Consider the following 22,350-nt stretch of genomic DNA (forward strand, 5'->3'; position numbering starts at 1 on the left):
ATAACATATCCAAGTGTTTGTTAATCAGTAAAAAAGATACGAAAAAAGGAGTGAAAACACTACGGTTTACACTCCTTTTTATCTCTTTTTACCCCAATATTTTTAAGGGGACTTTTTCAGTGGCCTCCTTTATGGTGGGCTTTTTTTATTCCATTGATGGTTAAAAATGTATAAGTTGCGAAGCACTTGAAATTAGGGCGCATGTTTTGAAAATAAGAGAAATTACATCCTAAGAAAACTCAACTATAAGACATCTGTCTCCTTTCTAAACTTTTAAAAAAGCTTACATTGTAACAAATTTTAAAAAAAGCTACTAATATCATTAAACCAATAACTTTCTAAACAAATAACTATGCTTTCTATCCAAAACCTGAATAAAACCTATCCTAACGGGACACAGGCTTTAAATAATGTCAATCTTGAAATTCAAAAAGGAATGTTTGGTCTTTTAGGACCCAACGGCGCCGGTAAATCGACTTTGATGCGTACCATTGCCACCTTGCAGGTTGCCGATAGTGGTACGATTGCCTTTGATGGGATTGATGTGTTTAATCAACCTGAAGAGTTGCGGAAGGTGCTGGGTTATCTGCCTCAGGATTTTGGAGTCTATCCGAAAGTGTCTGCAGAAATGATGTTGAACCATATCGCCAAGATCAAAGGCATTCATAGCAGTAATGATCGTAAGGCCTATGTGGCCGATCTTTTAAATCAGGTGAATCTCTACAAATTCAGAAAACGGAATTTGGGCGATTATTCTGGTGGGATGCGTCAGCGTTTTGGGATTGCCCAAGCCTTGATCGGAAATCCTAAATTAATTATTGTGGATGAACCCACCGCTGGATTGGATCCTTTGGAACGCAATCGCTTTCATAATCTGTTAAGTGAGTTGGGCGAGGATGCCGTGGTGATTTTATCCACCCATATTGTGGATGATGTCGTCAACTTGTGTACCAATATGGCGGTTTTTAATGAGGGGCAAGTTGTAGTGCAGGGACACCCGCAAGAATTATCGGAGTCGTTGAACGACAAAATATATCGCAAACGCATCGAAAAGAATGAGATTGAAAAATACCAATCAGAATATACCGTGCTTTCTACCTATTTGCGAAGTGGCAATATGAACGTCAATATCTATAGCGATGTTCACCCTGGAGACGGTTTTGAAGTGGTCAATAACAATTTGGAAGATTTTTACTTCTTCAGTATTAACCAACCTCAAACCGTATAATCATGAAGGAAATTTTCTTATTTGAACTGAAATATCGGTTAAGACGTCCAGCCACTTACATCTACATTTTTCTGATGTTCCTGATACCACTTTTAATAAGTGTTTTTGCCGATTCTGTTACGGCCCAATATACCAATAGCCCTAACGCCATCGTAGGAGTTCTGGGTGGTATGAGTATTATAAGTCTGTTTTTTTATGCCGCAATCATGGGCGTTGCAGTCTATCGGGACGAAGAGCATAAAACCGCACAAACCTATTTCACCTTTCCTATTTCGGAAATAAACTATATTCTTGGGCGGTTTTTTGGCAGTTTTACCATTGTTACGATTATGAATATGGGCGCCGTTATCGGTGCGATGATTGGCTTCAGTATTGGTGCTTTTTTGGAACGACCGGATTATGGCGTTTATACATCTTTTAATCTCACATCGTATGTCTTGCCTTTTGTTTATCTGCTAACGTTCAATGCCTTTTTTATAGGCAGTTTGTTCTTTTGTTTGATGACGTTTTTTAAGCGTATGTCCATCTTGTATTTAGGGGGGATTGTTATTCTCATCCTGACCATCGCCTCAGGGCAATTGTTGTCTGGGCTAGATACCGATTGGTTAAGTGTGTATGTGGATCCTTTTGGAGAAACTGCCCATGGTTATCTCACAAAGTACTGGACTGTGGACGAGCTCAATCATACCCAGTTGTCACTATCGGGCAAATTTGGACTCAACCGCTTATTGTGGTTAGGTATTGCTTTTGCGATTTTCTTTTTCACTTTATTTAAATTTTCATACAAAGGATTTTTGACCAGTGCTAAGCAGAAATCGACAAAAGAAAGCAAGGAGGCCTACGTACCTTCTTCTTTTATCCCCAACATCACTCAAGTTTTTAATGCCAAAGCGCGTCGGGAAAACCTATTGTCCTTGAGTAGAATTGAGTTTCTATCGATTGTAAAAGAAACCGTTTTTGTCATTTTGATTGTCATGGGAATTATCGTTGCAGGATTTATTGCCTACCAATCCAATCAAACCTACGGTACGCCGTCCTTGCCGCTGACACGATATATGGTGATGCAAATTTCAGGTGGATTGTCGTTGTTTTCTGTCATCATTTTAGTGATTTATGCAGGGGAAGCGGTTCATAGGACCAGGCAGAATAAAACCTTTGAATTTTACGACGCTTTACCTGTCAGCAATATCACTTTATATCTTTCCAAGATTATTTCGCTTATTGGCGTGGCAGTGGTGTTGACCTTGCTCAATGTGGTCGTTGGCGTTTTGTACCAAACTTTTAATGGCTACTTCCATTATGAATTGGGGATGTACCTGACCTATAATTTCACAAGTGTCTTCCCTTCTTATATAATGACCGTGCTTTTGGCATTTTTTATTCACGTGTTGGTGAATAATAAGTTTTTGGGACATTTTATCGTCATAATTATTTATGTCGGTTTACCTATCTTATTGGCATTGGCGTTTAAAACATCCAATCCATTGGTCATTTTTGGCGGTACACCCGGTGGTTTTATAAGTGATTTAAATGGCTTTGGACACTATTTGTATGGAAAATTCTGGTTGAACCTTTATTGGATCTTATTGACTTGTATTTTGGCAGTTGTTGGAATTGTTTTTTGGAACCGTGGCTTCTTGTCTTCGGCCAAGGAACGTTTGCAAATCGCTAAACAGCGTTTTAGCGGGAGAATTTTGGGACTGATGCTGTTCTTTATTCTGGCATTTGTTTCAGTGGGTGCTTATAGTTACTACAACTTGAAAGTATTGAACCAATTGGAAGATGGCAATTACAGTCAAAAACTTAATGCCGATGCTGAAAAGAAATATGGGAAATATATTGATCAGCCGCATATTCAGGTAACCGATCTTAAAGCTTTTATTGATATTTTTCCCGAAGACAGGCGCGTAGAGGCCAAAGGTGAATTCAAGGTCATTAATAATTACGAAGTCCCTATTGATACACTGTTAATGGAAATCAAATTTCCAATAGCTGATACAAAAATCACTAAAGTGGTCTATAACGGTGCCGAATTAAAACCATTTTTGGAGGATGACGACTATCGAATGTTCATCTACAAATTACCAACAAGCTTGCAACCAAAGGAAACTGCGTCTTTGGTCATTGAAACAAAAGTGAACACGCATGGATTCTCTATGGATTCTGAAACTGCGATATTAGACAATGGTACATTTTTTAGGGACGCGATTTTTCCTTCCTTTCATTACGAACGGACTTTATCCGACAATGGCGTTCGTAAAAAATATGGTTTGGAAAAGCTCGATTATTTATACCCACCGAGAACGGATAGCCTAGCTTTAAAGAAAAACTTGTTTAACGAAGATGCTGATTATCTGAACTTCGAAGCTGTATTGAGCACTTCAAAAGGGCAAACAGCCGTAGCACCCGGAACACTTACCAAGCAATGGGAAGAGAATGGAAGAAGCTATTTTCAGTATAAACTGGAAGAAAAAACGGATTATTTCTTCAATTTCGTTTCCGCAGCCTATGATATCGAAAGGGATAACTGGACGGCACCAAGTGGAAAGAAAGTCGCTATAGAAATTTATCATTCTCCAAAGCATACAAAGAATCTGGAATATTTTATCAAAGGGGTGAAAATTGCGTTGGACTATAATTCCAAAAACTTCATGGAATACCCGTATTCGGTCATTCGCATAATAGAATTCCCTGCACATTCCACATTTGCCCAATCTTTTGCAACCACTATCCCATATTCTGAAGATTTCGGATTTGCAGCTGATTTTTCAAAAGCAGACAGTTACAATTATGCCTTTAGAATTACCTCTCACGAAGTGGCTCACCAATGGTGGGGACATATTGTGACGCCAAGTAAAACCTCTGGAGCCAATATCATTTCAGAGACTTTGGCTGAATATGCATCATTAATGACCATGAAACAGGAATATGGTGAAAATGGGATCAAGTCGTTTTTAAAAAACTCACTGGACACTTACTTAGGGAGCAGAAAATTTAGTTTTAAACCAGAACGTACCTTAATGAATGTCGAAACCGGCGGCTATATTTGGTATGAAAAGGGCTCTATGATTATGTATGACCTACAAGATGTAATGGGGGAGGACGTGGTCAATAGCGGGCTGAAGAGCTTTTTGGAAGAATTCAAATATAATAAGAAGGGCTTTTATCCAACTTCTGAAGATTTGTACAAGGCACTATATGCGGTTACCCCTGATTCATTGAAATATAAAGTTGATGATGGTTTTAAAGAGATCGTATTATATGAAAACAGAGTGATGACTGCCAAAACCAAAGCTTTGGACAATGGAAAATGGGAAACGACGTTTACGGTGAATTCCAAAAAAATCTATTATGACGACAAAGGCAGGGAAGATAGGGTAGACGACAAGAAAAACTTAATTGATATTGGTTTGTTTGGCGAAGATATTATCAATGACGATGGAGTTACCATTAAAGACCCGTTGTATTTTGAATTGAAATGGTTGGATCCTGGAGATAATACCTTCACTGTCATTACGGATAAAAAACCCTTAAAAGCGGGAATTGATCCTTATAACAAACTGATTGATCGGAACTCTGATGACAATTTAAAAACAGTGGAAGAGTAAAACATATTAAATATATAAACCATAAAAGCGAGGGAAATCCTCGCTTTTATGGTTTCACCTAAACAATATTGAACGACAGCTACACTAGGTTGATGCCGGCATTTTTATAGTCTTTAATTTTAGGATCGTTTGGATCATAATCGGTGACTACAGTGCCAATGTCATTTATACTACAGACATCGTAATTGAGTATTGAATTTAATTTATTTGAAGTCGCCAAAAAGACCGTGTGCTGTGAGGCGTTTATCATGGCTTTTTTAACCAATGAAACTTCGTAGCCCTCATCAGTGACGCCCTGTTCAAGACTCAAGGCACTCACACCAATAAAACAGATATTGGCTCTTAGGCTTGATAAATATTGAATCACATCAATTCCGGTGGTGACCATGGAACTTCTATGGATTTTGCCTCCTATAAAGATGGTTTCAATTGAATGATGCTCCGTTAACTGCATGGCTATGGGCAAGCTATATGTGTAAATGGTAGCTTTCAAGGATTTAGGCAGCATTTTGGCCAGCATTAAATTTGTGGTACCTCCGCTCATTATGATTACCATCCCATCCTCAACTAAGTTGATCGCTTTAAGGGCAATTCGCACTTTATTTTCTCTATTATAAATAATGTCTTCATTATAATGATAAAGCTTTTGAATGGTAGAGATGGCACCACCATGTACTTTGGTAAGAAGGCCCCGGTCGTCCAATTCCTTAATATCCCTTCTTATGGTATCTTCAGATACCTTAAGTTTCTCCGACAAAAAACTAGAACTCACTCTTCTATTGATACTGACTTCATCAATTATTTTTTGCTGACGCTCTTTTTTCTTCATGAAAACTAATATTTTCTAACTAAATTAAATCCAAGTGCAGAAGATTATATAAATATATGCAAAATGATGCATGTTTCAATAACAAATAGCGCACAATGTAATAAAATATTACACACTACAAGGTGGTAATTTGTAAAATTTCGCTAAAATAGTGAATTATAGGTAATTCTAACCGATTATTTCAACCCACATCTTGCGGAGATGCTAATTCTTATGGCTATATACAATACGCCAGGAAGCTGGGGTGCGGTCATTGCACACTTATGTAACCCAGCTTTGCTCGGATACTCTTCTACCGATTTTGTTTTCGCATTTTATTGGTCATGGTATTGGTTGTCATTTATATAATATTTAGGGGACTTAGAAAGTTGGAGTCAGCTTCAGACCGTTATTCATTGGAGGGGCAAACAGAAAACGGTTGGAAAGATTGTGGTTTTCAGGACTATAGATTGTAAAAGGTTGAAGATTTTCTTTCTTTTGATGAAGTGCCCATCACATTAAAAAACAAAAACGTATTCAATTTTAAGGCCTCACTAATTGCGTTGGTTAGCATGCGGGGAGTATTATTCCCAATTGAGCTGTCTTTTGAGACTAACCCCGATCTGTATTATTCAACTGGTGTGGAAACGCTTTTTTTTTGCCAAGTTTACTTAATGGCATTGGATATAAAGAGTGTCATTAGTGATCCAGGACGTTTGTCCATTTTAGATCTTTTCCTTTGTTTGTTTTTGGGTTTTCTGGTATTACGTGACAATGTTTTTTTTTTTTTTAGATCCATTCTGGAGGGGCTAAGGTTGTCGTTTTTGCAGGTAACCATTTATGTTATAAGGATTTGACGCCGCTTTTCGGTGAACCGACAGGTTTTTTGTTGATGGATAGAGAACATAATCCATAAATTTGGTAACCCAGGGTTTTGCTGTATAGGACAAAGATTTTCGTTAAAGGTTGGTCTTTTGAGCAGTTTATGTAAATCTCAAGGGATGTTTTTCGTGATAAGAACATTAAACGTGCATAAGTTTGCGAAAAACATGCGTGTTTTGATTTATTTTACTATTTTTATTAAAAATTAACTAAATCTTAACTGTATGAAAAATTATTGTTATCAATTAATTGCCATGTTATTTTTGTTGGTTGCGCAGAGTTCGTTTGCTCAAACGGCATCAGTATCAGGTATAGTCACGGATAAGGCCACCGGCATCCCGTTAATAGGTGTGAATGTGGTTGTTGAAGGCACCTCAAACGGCGGTGTCACGGATTTTGATGGGAAATATACCATTACTAGTGCCAATCCACTACAAGGTAAAACTCTCGTTTTTAGTTTTGTTGGTTACAAGACGGTTTCGTTTAGTATCCAGAGCAACAATCAAGAGCTAAATGTTGGAATGGAAGAAGATGCTACAAGTTTAGACGAAGTGGTTGTAACGGCTTTAGGTATTAAACGTGAATCAAAAGCCCTGGGATATTCTTTGACCCAAGTTGATGGTGAGGAGATTTCGCAAGTAAAGACAACAAGTGCGGTTAATTCATTGCAAGGACGGGTTGCTGGTGTCAACGTATCTACGACTAGTGCCGGAGCTGCAGGTTCAAGTAGAATCGTGATTAGAGGGGCTAGTTCCTTAACAGGAAATAATCAGCCTCTTTATGTGGTGGATGGGATTCCTGTGATTAACAATACCAAAAGCTCTGTTGTTGGACCAACCAATGACGGTACTGGCGATGGTGGAGATGATATTTCGTCAATCAATCCAGATGATATTGAATCTATTTCGGTGTTAAAAGGTAGTTCTGCGGCGGCATTGTATGGTTCATTGGCTTCCAATGGTGTCATCATGATTACCACAAAATCCGGTAAGGGCCAGCAGGATCTTGGAATTGAGTACTCTAGCTCGTATACTTTTGACAGAGTCAATACCTCTCTTCAAGACATTCAGACCATTTATGGACAGGGTGATAACGGATTGAAACCTGGTTACGAATTTGATGTCAATAATAATCCTGTGGAAATTGCAAATATGGAAAATGCTATTGATGACTCCTTTGTCAGTACGTTGCAATCGTGGGGTGCTTTGATGGACGGTTCAATGGTTTATAATTGGGACGGCGTCAAAAGACCCTATTCCTATAAGGGTAATAATCTAGATAAGTTTTATCAAACTGGAACAACTGCCGTCAATACCTTGGCATTGTCAAAAGGTGGAGATGGTTATAATTATCGTTTTTCTATGTCCAATTTGGATAACAGCGATATTTTTCCAAATTCTACTTTAAATAGAAAGTCGTTATCGTTGAATGCTTCTGCCAAGATCAATCCTAAATTGACTTCCACCATTAACGCGAAATATGTTATTGAGAAAGTACATAACCGTATAAACATAGGGGATACACCTGGAAATGCGAACACGGTGGCTAATGTGCTTCCTAGTTCGTTAGATATATACGATTTAAAACCAGGGTCAAATGAGCAGGGTACAGAGCTTCTGTTTCAGCCAAGCCAATTCATTTCCAATCCGTATTGGGCGGTCAATAATTTTAATAATGACGATAAAAAGAATAGGCTAACCGCATCCACTGTTTTGCGATATGACATTACCGAGTGGTTATATGCTACGGGTAGAGCAGGTATAGACACCTATGATTTTGCCAGAAGAGCAGTAACACCTTACGGAACAGCATACCGTCCAGGTGGTGAGATGAGTCAGTCAAAAGCGACATATACCTCATTTGATGCCGATTTCATGTTGGGAATTGAGAAGAGTATCACGGATAGAATATCTACAAACTCCATCATTGGTGCCAATACACGATCTTCTACTTATGAACAGTTGAGTGCCCTTGGAAGAGGATTTATTGTGATTGGTTTAGAGGATATCAATAACACTACCTTGCCAGAGCCTAAGAATGATTATTTCAAAACCAAGACCAATTCTATTTATGGTTCTTTTGAAGTGGATTACAATAAATTCTTTTATTTAACTTTTACGGGTAGAAATGATTGGTTCTCAACACTTTCTTATCCTGGTAAAGACACTCCAAATAATGATTTCTACTGGTCTTTGAGTGGTAGTTTGCTACTTAGCGAGGCTTTTGATCTACCTTCAGCATTTAATTATCTTAAGCTAAGAGGAAGTTATGCGCAAGTAGCTGGTGGTGCCCAAAATGCCTATGCCTTAAATCTGGATTACGCCGTTACAGGATCATTCCAGGGGCAGTCCTTTGGTCAGCTGAACGGGAATTCCATTCCCAATCCAAATTTAGTGCCGTTTCAAAAGGATGAAACAGAGTTTGGTTTGGAAGGCAGGTTTTTCAATAACCGTTTGAATTTGGATGTGGCCTATTATCAAAATGAAACTACCAATGATATTGTAAGGGCAGCAGCCTCTCAATCTTCTGGTTTTACATCATCAATCTTGAACATTGGTGCCCTACAGAACAAAGGTATTGAGTTGCTGATCGGTGGTTCACCTATTCGTACGGATGATTTTTCATGGAATACGTCCTTCAATCTAGGGTATAACGATAGTAAAATACTCAGTACGGATGAAGAAGATACCCCAATTAACGTTGATGGTAGCCAAACACGTTCCAGAACCGCAATCATCTCACATATAGTGGGAGAGCACTACGGAGTTATCTATGGTTCTTCTTATAAAAGAGACGAATCTGGTAACATCATGTATGATATTACGGGTAGCATACCAAAACCTATTCAAGGAGAGAACAAAATATTGGGACAAGGGGTAGCACCGTATACCTTAGGATTCTCAAATTCTTTTAGATATAAAAATGTGACCTTAGGATTTTTGATCGATGCTAAATATGGCGGAAGTGTGCATTCTGGTACCAATAGAGAACTGTTGTTAAGGGGCTTGCATAAAAAGACATTGGAAGGCCGTGAAAATGGACTGGTAGTTTCAGGAATTGATAATGCAACAGGCGACCCCTTCACCATGACGGTGGCCCCTGAAAACTTAAGAACCTATTATGGGGTAATGTTGGAAGAAAGTAGAGGGATCTCTGAAGAGGTTGTTTATAGTACGGATTTTATCAAATTCAGAGAGTTGAACCTCTCTTACAGTCTTCCTAGAAAGGTTTTGAAAGATCTTTTTATTAATGATTTAAGACTTTCGTTAATTGCCAGAAACCTATTTTTCATTTCGAAAGATATTGATAACGTAGACCCAGAGGCAGCACTGAACAACTTGAATTCTCAGGGTATTGAAAGATTCGGTATTCCATCAACCAGGAGCTATGGATTTTCTGTAAATGTTAAATTTTAAAAAAAACTGAAAATGAAAAAAATACTTATTTTACTAGCAATAGTCGTCATGTTTGGATCGTGCGATGAAGGTTTTGAGGAGCTCAATGTCAACCCCACAAAACCAACACAACTAGATCCGTCAACAAAGTTGACATTCATTCAATTGTACACGGGTGGGAGTAGTTATGTGGCAACTTTATTTTACAACGTGATCCATTTTATGCAGAATATCCAGCATCTTAACAACACTTCTTATGTTTCATTCCTATACAAAGAAGGTAATACTCATCAGCTGTTTGAAGAACAGTTCTCAAATACTGTAAAAAACGTTGTGGACCTAGAGACGCAATTGGCTAACAGTACGAGCCCTACCGCACCGGTAGATTTGGCCATTGCCAAAGTGCAAAGGGTACTTATCTTTAGTAGGCTTACAGATGCCTATGGAGATATTCCTTATAGTGAAGCAGGAAAAGGCTTTATAGAAGGCATCCGGTTTCCAAAATACGACAGACAAAGCGAAATCTATAAAGATATGTTGGAGACCTTGGAGAGCTCTGCAGCAATATTAAGTCCTGGCACTGTTAGCTCTTATGGCTCAGCCGATTTATTATTTGCCGGCGATACGGATAAATGGAGAAAGTTTGCCAACTCACTGATGTTGCGTTTGGCCATGAGAATGGTGAAAGTTGATAATGATGGAGCGAAGGCTTGGGCAACCAAAGCGATTGCAGGCGGGGTAATGGAAAGTAATGATGATATTGCCTTTACTCAATACGAAAACTCTGCCAATGATGGTGGTCCTAATGTCAACCCACTTACAAAAAGCTTTACTTCAAGGTCGGCTACACAAGTTAAAATATCTAAGACGCTTATGGATTATATGAAAGATCGGAATGATCCACGGGTTTCAGTGTTATTCTCCACAGTGGATGGCGATACAGACTTTGCGCTTCAATCGGGTCAAGACATTAATGTCGCCACTCGTGGGAATGCAAATTCTAAACCTAATATTAACATTTTTGGTGGCTCAGGTATCATTATCTATGATGCGCCACTCTTTTTCCAAACCTACGCTGAAGTTGAATTTATGCTTGCAGAAGCGGCAGAACGCTGGGGATTGGCCGGTGGCAATGTAGAGGCTCATTATAACGCAGGGGTCACTGCGGCCATGCAATACCTTTCTCTGTACGGGCACGGTGTTGAGATTACAACAAGCCAGATCAATGATTATTTGGCAGCCAATCCTTTCGTGCCGGCCGATGCATTGAAGATGATTAATGAGCAATATTGGGTCGCCACTTTTGGCAACGGGCTAGAGACATTTTCAAATTGGAAAAGATCAGGCTATCCTGAGTTGGTACCTGCAAATGTTGCAGCCTTACTTACAGATGGGCAAATTCCAAGAAGATTGCCTTATCCTGGTTCTGAAAAGTTGAATAACCCAGAAAAGCTTGCGGAAGCAATTCAACAACAAGGTGGCGATGGCCTTTTGACAAGAATGTGGTGGGATAAAAATTAATATCAATTTAGTTAGTTTGATGACTGAGGTGAGGGAATTAAAATTTCACGACATTAATTGCTCTCACCTCTTTTTTTATAATGCTCAGTTTAAAGAATAATCCATATATTTTGAAAAAAGTGAGTCTAGGGCTTGATGTTTTGGTGGCGGATGGCCACCTTCAAAAAACATTTCGGGGGAATGTCGCCTTATTGGCCCACAACGCCTCTGTAGATTCCAGTCTCGTTCATGCTGCAGTAAGGTTGAAGTCAATTTTTGGTACGCGCTTTATCAAATTATTTGGTCCTCAACACGGATTTACGACAGATGCCCAGGATAATATGATTGAAACAGATCATTATACACACTCTTATTTTAACATTCCCGTATATTCACTGTATTCTGAAGTTAGAGTGCCAACAGATGAGATGCTTGAAGGTGTTGACCACCTATTTGTCGATCTACAAGATATAGGCTGTAGAATGTACACCTACATCTATACACTCACTTTACTTCTCGAAAAATGCAGCAATAGCGGGATTGAAATTATCGTTTTGGATAGACCAAATCCGTTAAATGGTGTGGATCTGGAAGGAAATATATTAGATCTGCAATTTGAATCGTTTATAGGCCGACATCCAATTCCCGTGCGTCATGGTATGACCATTGGTGAAGTGGCGCTGATGCATCAAACCTATTGGGCCAAGGAGAAAGCCAATTTGAAAGTCATAAAAATGCAACATTGGAATCGTCATATGTATTTTGATGACACCGGATTGCATTGGCTTTTACCGTCCCCTAACTTGGGACGAACAGAAAGCTCCTTAACGTTTCCGGCCATCGTTCTATTTGAAGGCACTAATTTAAGTGAAGGGAGAGGGACCACCCAAGCATTGGAAATTATGGGTCATCCCAAAATTGAACCTTTTTCATTTTTTAAAGGTTATTTGGAAGCCAAAATAAAGCAATCAGAGTTAGAGGGATTTATACTGAGGCCTATAACTTTCATTCCTACATTTCAAAAGCAAATGGATCAGGTGTGTGGTGGACTACAACTTCATATAACAGACCGGACTAAATATAAACCTTGGCGTATTGGCCAATTTCTGATAAGGGAAACCTATCATTATTTGGGAGATGACTTTGAGTGGCTTCAGCCACCCTACGAGTATAATTACACGCAGGAACCTATTGATATTATTAACGGAACAGACAAATTAAGACATTGGATCACTACAAACGGTTCTATGGAAGCATTGAATGATTTTGAAGATTTAAAAAATTATAAGTTGCAGCTTGAAGACATTAAGATCTATTGAAGTATTTTTAACCATTATACTTGGAGGGACTTAACGACGGAGTTATGATCTGAAAATTTAAAAATCAAATAAACCAATTTAAAATAAAAACAGGATACACCAATGAGCGCAACAATAATTCTAATAATAATAGCCTTATATTTTGGACTTTTGATGTTGATATCACACATCGTTTCCAAGAACACCAGTGAAGAATCCTATTATACTGGCGATAGAAAATCGCCATGGCAGATCGTAGCGTTTGGGATGATTGGTGCCGTTTTGTCTGGGGTTACTTTTGTGTCTATTCCTGGGATGGTAGGCAATAGCTATTTTTATTATTTACAGTTTGTTTTTGGTAATGTTGTTGGTTATGTTTTTATAACTTATGTCTTGGTTCCCATTTATTACGATTTGAAATTGGTATCCATATATACCTATTTAGAAACGCGCTTTGGTGTTAAGACCTATAAGACGGGCTCCATGTTTTTCTTGATTTCGCAATCATTTGGAGCGGCTTTACGGTTGATGCTCGCCGCGAAGATTTTGCAATATGCTGTTTTTGATGCCTTTAATATTCCATTTTTTGTTACGGTCATCCTTATATTGGCACTTATCTGGTTGTACACTAACAAATCAGGTATAAAAACCATCGTTTGGACAGACACTTTGCAAACCTTTTTCTTGTTACTGGCGGTCATCGTATCCATTTATATTGTCAAAACCTCTTTGGACTTAAGTGTAATGGACACCGTTGCTGCAGTAACCAACCACGAGTACTTTAAAGTGTTCGATTGGGATTTCCATTCGGGAAACAACTTCTACAAACAGTTTATTTCAGGGGTATTGATAGCCGTGGCCATGGTGGGTCTTGATCAGAATATGATGCAAAAAACCTTGACCTGTAAATCTAAAAAGGAAGCCCAGAAAAACATCCTTACTTTTAGTATTTTTCTGGCCATCACCCAGTTTTTGTTTTTGGGCTTGGGGGTCATGCTCTATTTATATGCCGAGCAATTTGGGATCCAATTGGAAATGGAAAACGGAAGTTTAATCAATACCGATAATTTATTCCCAATGCTTTCGTTGAACCATTTCGGCATTATTGCCGGGGTTAGTTTTATACTGGGAATAACGGCCGCTTCTTTTTCTAGCGCCGACTCTGCTTTGACTGCATTGACAACGTCATTTACGCATGATTTTTTGAATATCAAAACGAAATCGTCCAAGAAAAAACTTCAGCTAAAAAATCGCACTTTGTTTGGCTTCTCAGCATTTATTTTTTTAATCATTATGCTTTTTTCAGAAAGTAAAGGCGATGTTATTTCAACCATTTTTAAAGTGGCAGGTTACACTTATGGCCCTTTGCTAGGATTGTATTTATTGGGCATTTTTACCAAAGTTAAAATTTATGATAGCGCTGTGCCCTATATCTGTATTGCTATGCCGTTGGTGACTTACTTTTTGAACTACTTTTTTATTGAATGGTATAACTTTGATTTTGGGTTCATGAATATTTTCGTCAATGCCTCGCTAACTATAATATGCTTGTTACTGGTAAAGAATCCCCATAAAACCAAAAGCCTAACCTAATAGCTAATTAAATCTTAAATCCTATGAAACTTAAATTGACCACCGAACAAGCGTCGGATTATAATGATTTGGAAAAGATGGACACTCTCCAGCTGCTATCAAATATGAATAAAGAGGACAAAACGGTTCCTCAAGCCATTGAAAAAGCCATTCCCCAAATTCAAAAACTAGTGGATGCCATATATTCTAAAATGAAAGATGGTGGACGTTTATTTTATATAGGCGCAGGAACCAGTGGTCGTTTGGGAGTGTTGGATGCTTCTGAATGTCCACCAACTTACGGCGTCCCTGATAATATGGTCATTGGCATCATTGCAGGAGGGGATAGCGCACTTAGAAAAGCGGTCGAAAATGCGGAAGACAATACCGAATTGGCTTGGCAAGATTTAAATAAATATGCCATCACAAAAAACGACGTGCTGATAGGAATTGCAGCCTCTGGAACCACACCCTATGTGATTGGAGGTATTAAGGAAGCTAAGCAACACGGCATTGTTACGGGCTGTATTACCTGTAATAAAAATTCGCCTCTGTCCTTGGAAGTGGATCATCCTATCGAATTGGTCGTTGGTCCAGAGTTTGTCACCGGAAGTACCAGAATGAAAGCGGGAACCGCTCAAAAAATAGCTTTAAATATGATTTCTACTACGGTAATGATCAAATTGGGTAGGGTTCGAGGCAATAAAATGATAGACATGCAGCTGTCAAATAAGAAATTGGTCAATAGAGCAGTTCAAATGATCATGAACGAACTTCAAGTGGATGAAGGCATGGCTGGTAAATTGTTGGCCGAGCATAAAAATGTCAGAAAGGCGATTGATAGCTATAATTCTCATAAAAAATGAAAAAAACTTTACCGATACTGAGTCTTGTGATTCTCATGATGGCGTCCTGCGCAAAGGTGCCCAGCAAACGTCTGATAGAAATTGACGAGCAGGCACATTGGGTCGATAGTATCTATAGCAACATGTCCTTAAAGGAAAAAGTGGGACAGTTATTTATGGTCAGTGCGTATTCCAACAGAAATGATTCACATACCGATTCTATTCAAAAACTGATCAACGACTATCACTTAGGCGGTCTTATCTTCTTTCAAGGTGGACCAATCCGACAGGCAACACAGACCAATCACTACCAATCGATTTCTAAAATTCCTTTATTTATTGGAATTGATGGTGAATGGGGGCTAAACATGCGCTTGGATAGTACGTCAAGGTATCCTTATAATATGACCTTAGGTGCGATAACTGATCATAAAATCATTAAAAAGATCGGAGAACAAATTGGAAAAGATTGCAAACGAATGGGCATTCATATCAATTTTGCGCCCGTGGTTGATATCAATACCAATTCAAAAAATCCTGTCATTGGTGTGCGCTCCTTCGGTGAAGATAAAGTTAATGTCACAGAAAAAGCGTGGGCATTTACCGATGGACTACAAAGCGTTGGAGTTTTGGCCTGTGCGAAGCATTTTCCTGGACATGGGGATACTGCTTCCGATTCGCATAAAACCCTGCCAACAGTGTCGTTTTCAAAAGAAAGAATTGACGCGATAGAACTCTATCCATATAAAGAGTTATTCAATAAAGGCGTTGCAGGCGTTATGGTCGCCCATTTGAACGTCCCCAATTTAGAAAGTCAAGAAGGATTGCCTTCTTCATTGTCCTACCAAATAGTTACGGAATTGCTTAAAGAACAATTGGGCTACGAGGGACTTATTTTTACGGATGCCTTAAACATGAAAGGTGTGGCTGATTATGGGCAGCCCGGAGATATCGATCTGGCGGCCTTTAAAGCTGGTAACGATGTGCTTCTCTTTACGGAAGACGCACCAAAGGCCATCTTGAAAATCATGGCAGCTTATGAACAAAATGACATTTCTGAAGCTCGTTTGGCACATTCTGTTAAGAAAATCCTTGCCGCTAAATTTGATGCAGGACTAAATCGCTATGAACCTATTGAAACGGAGGGTCTTATTAATGATTTAAATCAAGATGTGAACGCTCAGTTGTACGATGAAGCCATTAAAAACGCCATTACCTTAGTTAAAAATGAGGGTCAATTAGTGCCCATGAAAAACAATACTCCAGAAAAGATTGGGTTTTTGAAGTTGGGTGACGACTCCGCAGAACTATTCTTAGAGTCTTTAAAGTTAAAAGGTGACATTACCGATATGTCTAATCTATCTGCTAAAAAATTATCGGAGGAACTGAGTAAATACGATAAAATTATCATAGGCTACCACCGAAAAAACAGCAGGATCACGAGTGCCATTTCAAAGAAAGACAAAAAAACCATAGAAAACATTTCAAAAAAACATAAAACCATCCTATCCGTCTTTGCGAGTCAGTACAGTTTAAAAGAAACAGATTTAGAAGCCGTGGAAACTGTGCTCATTTCGTACGAAAATTCAGAAATAGCGAATAAAGCTACTGCTGAAATTATTTTCGGAGAATCGGGGGTGAATGGTACATTGCCTGCGTCAATTTCAAAAGAATATCCTGTACGATTAGGGATTAACATTGCACAGTAAATGGCTAATAATTCAACCTAAAACAGATAAAAATGAAAAGAATTCTACACAACAAGCTCATCGTTTTATTGACCTGTATGACGATTCAAACCATGTTTTCTCAGGAGGTTATTATGGAAGGTCCACACCAAATGCAAAAAGAAGAGTTTGGTAAAGTTACGACAGATGCTACCCGACGGGATGCCAGTAAAAAAGCTGAAAAAATAATTGGTTTAAATGCTTTAAGAGCGCCCGCATTGAATAAAAAGGTATTTGGTTTCTTGCCTTACTGGGAGCAAAGCTCTGGGGCCCATAACAATATTCGCTATGATTTGCTGACTCATTTGGCCTGTTTTGATTTTTTGGTGCAATTGGATGCCTCTATTGCTACACCTGCGGGATGGCCATGGACGGCTGAAATTAATGCCGCTCATGCACAAGGAGTAAAGGTAATTATGACTGTAGTTAATTTTGGTGGCGCCGATGGTGCAGATGCCGTGGTTTGGGAATTGATCACCAATCCGACCAAGAAAACCCTATTTTTCAATAATGTCAAAAGCTTAATTGAAACCTACAATTTGGATGGAGTCAATATTGATTTTGAAGGTATGGCCACCAATCATCGGGGTGCAGAACTGAATGCATTTTTGTCTGACCTAACCACATTTATTCATGTTGAACTCCCAGGGAAAGAGGTGTCTTTTGATGGACCGGCTGTCAATTGGGGCGGATGGGATATAGAGGGTTTGGTGGATAGTGTGGATTACGTGGTCATTATGGCTTATGATTATACGTCTGCAAACAGTGCGAATTCTGGTCCAGTTGCTCCTTTGATACATCACACTTCATGGAAACGATTTGTTAAACGCACTATAGAAACAGGAACCTATGCCGTACCTACTGCAAACAATCCTGAAAAATTGATTATGGCCGTTCCTTATTACGGGCAACATTGGAAAACAGAGACCAGCGTCTCCGAATCGGCAACCATATCGCATGTGTCATCCACACGTTATAGAAATACGGTAACCGAGGCAGATAGCCACGGTGGTTTTATATGGAATTCAGATTTCGAATATCCATGGTACAGATGGAACGACGGGACCAATTGGAACCAAGTTTGGATAGATAATGAACTGAGCATCTCAAAAAAGTTCGATTTGGCCATAGCCAACAATCTTGGAGGCGTAGGGATGTGGGCCTTAAATTATGACGGTGGTCGCCCAGAACTTTGGGAATTGATCAATACTAAGTTTGGTGCAACGGCCTCTGTTGGTGATGCAACTTTAAATCAGATTAAAATCCATCCCAATCCAACATCAGGTTATATAAACATAACACATGCTAACGCTGTCAAATTCACTAAAATGGAATTGTTCAATGTTATGGGTGCTTCTGTTTTAAAAGTGACCTCTCATTTTGAAAATATAAACATGACGTCATTGGAAAACGGTTTGTATTTTTTAGAAGTTGAAGATGAACAAGGTGGCCAAGCCACATTTAAAATCTTAAAATCCAATTAATTCATTCTGAGCCATTTGCAGCACTTGGTAAAACATAGTAAATTTTAAAAAATAAGACTGCAATATCATTTTATCTTTTAATCACAAATTAAAACTCGAATATTATGAAATATCTTTTTTTATGTTTTATTAGCCTTTTAGCTTGTAATGAAACGACTAAAAAAAATCAAGTTAAAGACGACAGTATGGTCGCTGCCGAGGTTGAAAAATCGGCAATTGTAACAGGTGCAAATCAGACCGATGTTTATCTTAAGCTTTTGGAGGGTAAGAATGTGGGTGTAGTAGCGAATCAAACCAGCGTTATTTTTAAGGATGAAAGCGAACAAAACCACACCCATCTTGTCGATTCCTTATTGGCATTGGGCATCAAGGTGACCAAAGTCTATTCACCTGAGCATGGCTTCCGTGGCACAGCAGATGCTGGCGAATATATAGAGGACGGTATTGATGAGAAAACAGGTTTACCTATATTTTCCCTGTATGGCAAAAACAGAAAGCCGCCGAAGGAATTTTTAAAGGATATTGATGTGATGCTGTTTGATGTTCAGGATGTTGGCGTTCGTTTTTACACCTATATCTCCACTCTTCATTATGTGATGGAAACTGCAGCAGAGCTCAATATTCCAGTTATTATTTTAGATCGTCCAAATCCGAATGGCCATTATATTGATGGACCTATTCTGGAAAGCGAGGTTAAAAGTTTTGTGGGTATGCACCCAGTGCCTATTGTATATGGGATGACCATTGGTGAATACGGAAAGATGATCAATGGCGAAAAATGGCTAGAGAATGGTATTCAGTGTGAACTTACAGTAATACCATTAAGGAATTACACTTATGATTCTGAATACGACCTGCCTATAAAGCCTTCACCAAACCTTCCCAATGCCACATCCATCAATTTGTACCCGAGTGTTTGCTTTTTTGAAGGCACCACATTAAGCTGTGGGCGTGGTACGGAAATGCAGTTTCAGGTTTTTGGAGCCCCGTTTTTACCAAAAGACAAATTCGATTTCAGCTTTACGCCAGAACCCAATTTTGGCGCAAAAACGCCAAAACACCAAGGGGAAGAGTGTTATGGAAGAGATTTAAGAAATGTTGAACGGCTCAATGAAGTCAAATTGGATTGGCTGGTTGAGACATACAATTCTACACCAGATCAAAAAACATTCTTTAATGATTTCTTTCCAAAACTGGCAGGGACGAAAATGCTACAGAAACAAATTGAAGAAGGAGTGTCTATTGAGGATATTAAAGAAAGCTGGGCATCAGGATTGGAGTCCTTTGCTAAAACTAGAGCAAAATATTTGATGTATAACTAACCGAATAAAAAGTGAAATCTTTTTAGGGAATGCTATTGATTAACAATAGAAAGCATTGGCGTTTCGAGACGATTTATTATTCTATACCTTTAATCGCCAAGGCTTCTATTTTTTAAAATTATTTGTAGGAAAATGAAAAAGATGTTATTTGTTATTAGTATTGGTTTTATTTTGTGTTCAGCAGTCGCCAGTCCGCCTATCACAAAGGATAAAGGGAGTTCGGTCATTCGGATCAATCAGTTGGGATATACGCCAAATTCCATAAAAGTGGCCGTCTTTGGTGCCATTGAGCACGCACAGATTGATTCCTTTTCACTTCATGATGCAACTACGGACAAAGAGGTTTTCAAATCGCGAACACCGGTTTCAAAAGGAGCTTATGGCCCGTTTAAATCGTCGTATCGATTAAATTTCAGTGAATTTCAAATCCCAGGCAAATTCTATCTTCTGGCAGGTGGTATAAAATCGCCCGTATTTAGAATAAATACTGATGTTTATGACCATACTGCCGATTTTCTATTGGAATATATGCGTCAGCAACGTTGCGGATATAATCCGTATCTAACTGCGACTTGTCATTTGGATGATGGATATATTTTGTACAATCCTGGGAAGGAAGGAGAGCGTATTGATGTGACCGGCGGCTGGCATGACGCTTCCGATTATTTGCAGTACACGGCCACTTCAGCCAATGCTGTTTTTCAATTACTGTTTGCCTACCGCGACAACCCAGAAGCCTTTGACGATGCCTATGGAGCTGATGGGCTACCTGGGCCAAATGGGATTCCGGATATTATCGATGAAGCAAAATTTGGCATGGATTGGCTAAAAAAGATGAATCCGTCATCTACTGAGTTTTATAACCAAATTGCCGATGACCGTGATCATTCTGGTTACCGATTACCAAATAAAGATTCGGTTATCTACGATCCTAATCGGCGTGGTCGACCTGTGTACTTGGCGAGTGCAGAAAAACAAGGCGTTTTAAAATATAAGAACAGATCAACTGGAGTGGCCTCTACCGCAGGAAAATATGCTTCTGCTTTTGCCATTGGTGCTACGGTTTTAAAGGAGTTTTATCCTGAATATACTGACGACCTGACCAAACGGGCGGAGGAGGCATATAAGTATGGCAAATTACATCCAGGCGTAAGCCAGACCGCACCCGGACGCTCTCCTTATTTTTACGAAGAAGACAATTGGATTGATGATATGGAATTGGCAGCGAGTAGTCTTTATAAACTTACCGGTGATGAAAGCTATAAAAAAAGTGCGCTGAAGTATGCTTCTGAAGAAAAGGTGACGCCTTGGATTGGAAGGGATACCATATTGCATTACCAATATTATCCCTTCTTGAATTCAGGCCATCATGAATTGGCCTCAACTCTCGAATCCAATAAACGAAAAGAAGTAACGTCCTATTATGGCAAGGGATTACAGATGCTTCATGAACGTGGCAAAGACAATCCTTTTTATATAGGAATTCCTTTTGTTTGGTGCTCTAATAATTTTGTGACTGCTGCGGTTACACAAAGCAGACTATATCATAAACTGACAGAAGATGCTACCTATCTTGAAATGGAAGCAGCACTAAGGGATTGGCTATTTGGCTGTAATATTTGGGGAACTTCCATGATTGTGGGGCTTCCCGCCCATGGAGATACGCCTACAGACCCTCATTCGTCGCTTTATCTTCTGGAAGGATACCAAACCAATGGTGGGTTGATTGATGGACCGGTTTACGCTTCAATCGCGAACAGCTTAATAGGGGTCGAACTTCACGAGGAAGACGAATATGCCCAATTCCAATCAGACTTGGTGGTATATCAAGATGATGTGGGGAGTTATTCTACAAACGAGCCAACCATGGATGGTACGGCTTCTTTGGTCTATTACCTATCATCATTAGAAAGTGAAAGCTTTAGGCATGGAAATAAAAAGAAACGACACACTTATGATTCGAGTGGTGCCATTGTTAGGGGGAACAGGTCCGAAAAGAAAATCAGTCTATTGTTTTCAGGTCATGAATACGCCGATGGTGCTGCAGAAATATTAAGAGTTTTGGATAAACACGATATCAAAGCCTCTTTCTTCCTTACTGGGGATTTCTACAGGAACGGAAACTTTGCGACATTTATCAAAAGTGCAAAGAAATCGGGTCACTATCTTGGTGCACATTCCGATAAGCATTTGCTTTATAACGATTGGACAAAAGAAAAGAAGCGCTTGGTTACCCAGGATGAATTCAAAAGCGATTTAAAAGCAAATTATTCAGAAATGGAAAAGTTTGGCGTCCAAAAGGAAGACGCACCCTACTTTTTGCCGCCTTTTGAATGGAACGATAACATCATCACCCAATGGGCAGATCAAATGAGTATTGCAATGATCAACTATAGTCCTGGCACAATATCGCATGCAGATTATACGACTCCAGAGATGGAGAACTATAGAACTACCGAAGACATTGTAAGCTCTATCCTTACTTTGGAGGAAACAGAAGGATTGAATGGATTTTTGCTGCTTTCCCATATAGGTACACATCCTAATCGTACGGATAAGTTTTATGACAAACTTGACAGTCTCATAACTCTCTTAAAAGAACGAGGTTATGAATTTGATGCCTTGACCAATAATTTGAATTTAAAGAATTAAAAATCCCAGTTGGACTAACTAACAACTGG

The 22,350-nt window shown here is 39.0% G+C and carries 12 protein-coding genes; 11 read left to right on the plus strand and 1 reads right to left on the minus strand.

Translation table 11 applies throughout. From position 1 onward, the window contains the following. The first annotated feature begins 352 nt into the window (after positions 1-352). The gene (locus G6N06_RS04025; RefSeq protein WP_163514786.1) at positions 353-1,228 is read left to right on the plus strand and encodes an ABC transporter ATP-binding protein; all 876 of its coding nucleotides are present in this window, start codon (positions 353-355) and stop codon (positions 1,226-1,228) included. Positions 1,229-1,230: 2 nt separating this feature from the next. Continuing rightward, positions 1,231-4,836 (plus strand): ABC transporter permease/M1 family aminopeptidase, encoded by a 3,606-nt coding sequence (locus tag G6N06_RS04030; protein WP_163514787.1) that lies wholly within the window; start codon positions 1,231-1,233, stop codon positions 4,834-4,836. 79 nt (positions 4,837-4,915) lie between these two features. Here G6N06_RS04030 and G6N06_RS04035 read toward each other — a convergent pair whose 3' ends face one another. Beyond that, the gene (locus tag G6N06_RS04035; protein ID WP_163514788.1) at positions 4,916-5,665 is read right to left on the minus strand and encodes a DeoR/GlpR family DNA-binding transcription regulator; all 750 of its coding nucleotides are present in this window, start codon (positions 5,663-5,665) and stop codon (positions 4,916-4,918) included. A 1,085-nt stretch (positions 5,666-6,750) separates the two neighbouring features. Here G6N06_RS04035 and G6N06_RS04040 point away from each other — a divergent pair. The 9 genes from G6N06_RS04040 to G6N06_RS04080 all read left to right on the plus strand — a co-directional run bounded on the left by G6N06_RS04040 (position 6,751) and on the right by G6N06_RS04080 (position 22,321). Then, positions 6,751-9,942, plus strand: a complete 3,192-nt coding sequence (locus G6N06_RS04040; RefSeq protein ID WP_163514789.1) for a SusC/RagA family TonB-linked outer membrane protein — start codon at positions 6,751-6,753, stop codon at positions 9,940-9,942. Positions 9,943-9,954: 12 nt separating this feature from the next. Next, entirely contained in the window at positions 9,955-11,442 is a 1,488-nt protein-coding gene (locus G6N06_RS04045; RefSeq protein WP_163514790.1) for a SusD/RagB family nutrient-binding outer membrane lipoprotein, read from the plus strand. 119 nt (positions 11,443-11,561) lie between these two features. After that, positions 11,562-12,740, plus strand: coding sequence for an exo-beta-N-acetylmuramidase NamZ family protein (locus tag G6N06_RS04050; RefSeq protein ID WP_240337983.1), 1,179 nt, complete (start codon positions 11,562-11,564; stop codon positions 12,738-12,740). Between the two features lie 102 nt (positions 12,741-12,842). Next, the gene (locus G6N06_RS04055) at positions 12,843-14,312 is read left to right on the plus strand and encodes a sodium:solute symporter (RefSeq protein ID WP_163514792.1); all 1,470 of its coding nucleotides are present in this window, start codon (positions 12,843-12,845) and stop codon (positions 14,310-14,312) included. Positions 14,313-14,335: 23 nt separating this feature from the next. Continuing rightward, a complete protein-coding gene (murQ, locus tag G6N06_RS04060; RefSeq protein WP_163514793.1) occupies positions 14,336-15,157 on the plus strand; it encodes an N-acetylmuramic acid 6-phosphate etherase in 822 nt (273 codons plus the stop codon). Further along, positions 15,154-16,845: a glycoside hydrolase family 3 protein gene (locus tag G6N06_RS04065; protein ID WP_163514794.1), complete on the plus strand. Its 1,692-nt coding sequence runs from the start codon at positions 15,154-15,156 to the stop codon at positions 16,843-16,845. The genes murQ and G6N06_RS04065 overlap by 4 nt, the downstream gene beginning before the upstream one ends. A 32-nt stretch (positions 16,846-16,877) precedes the next feature. Further along, on the plus strand, positions 16,878-18,347 hold the full coding sequence (locus G6N06_RS04070; protein WP_163514795.1) for a glycosyl hydrolase family 18 protein: 1,470 nt from the start codon (positions 16,878-16,880) through the stop codon (positions 18,345-18,347). Positions 18,348-18,451: 104 nt separating this feature from the next. Then, entirely contained in the window at positions 18,452-19,669 is a 1,218-nt protein-coding gene (locus G6N06_RS04075) for an exo-beta-N-acetylmuramidase NamZ family protein (protein WP_163514796.1), read from the plus strand. 132 nt (positions 19,670-19,801) lie between these two features. Continuing rightward, positions 19,802-22,321 (plus strand): bifunctional glycoside hydrolase family 9 protein/polysaccharide deacetylase, encoded by a 2,520-nt coding sequence (locus G6N06_RS04080; protein WP_163514797.1) that lies wholly within the window; start codon positions 19,802-19,804, stop codon positions 22,319-22,321. Positions 22,322-22,350: the final 29 nt, after the last annotated feature.

Origin of the sequence: Gelidibacter japonicus, from assembly GCF_010725055.1 — a bacterium.
In the GTDB taxonomy this organism is placed as follows: domain Bacteria; phylum Bacteroidota; class Bacteroidia; order Flavobacteriales; family Flavobacteriaceae; genus Gelidibacter; species Gelidibacter japonicus.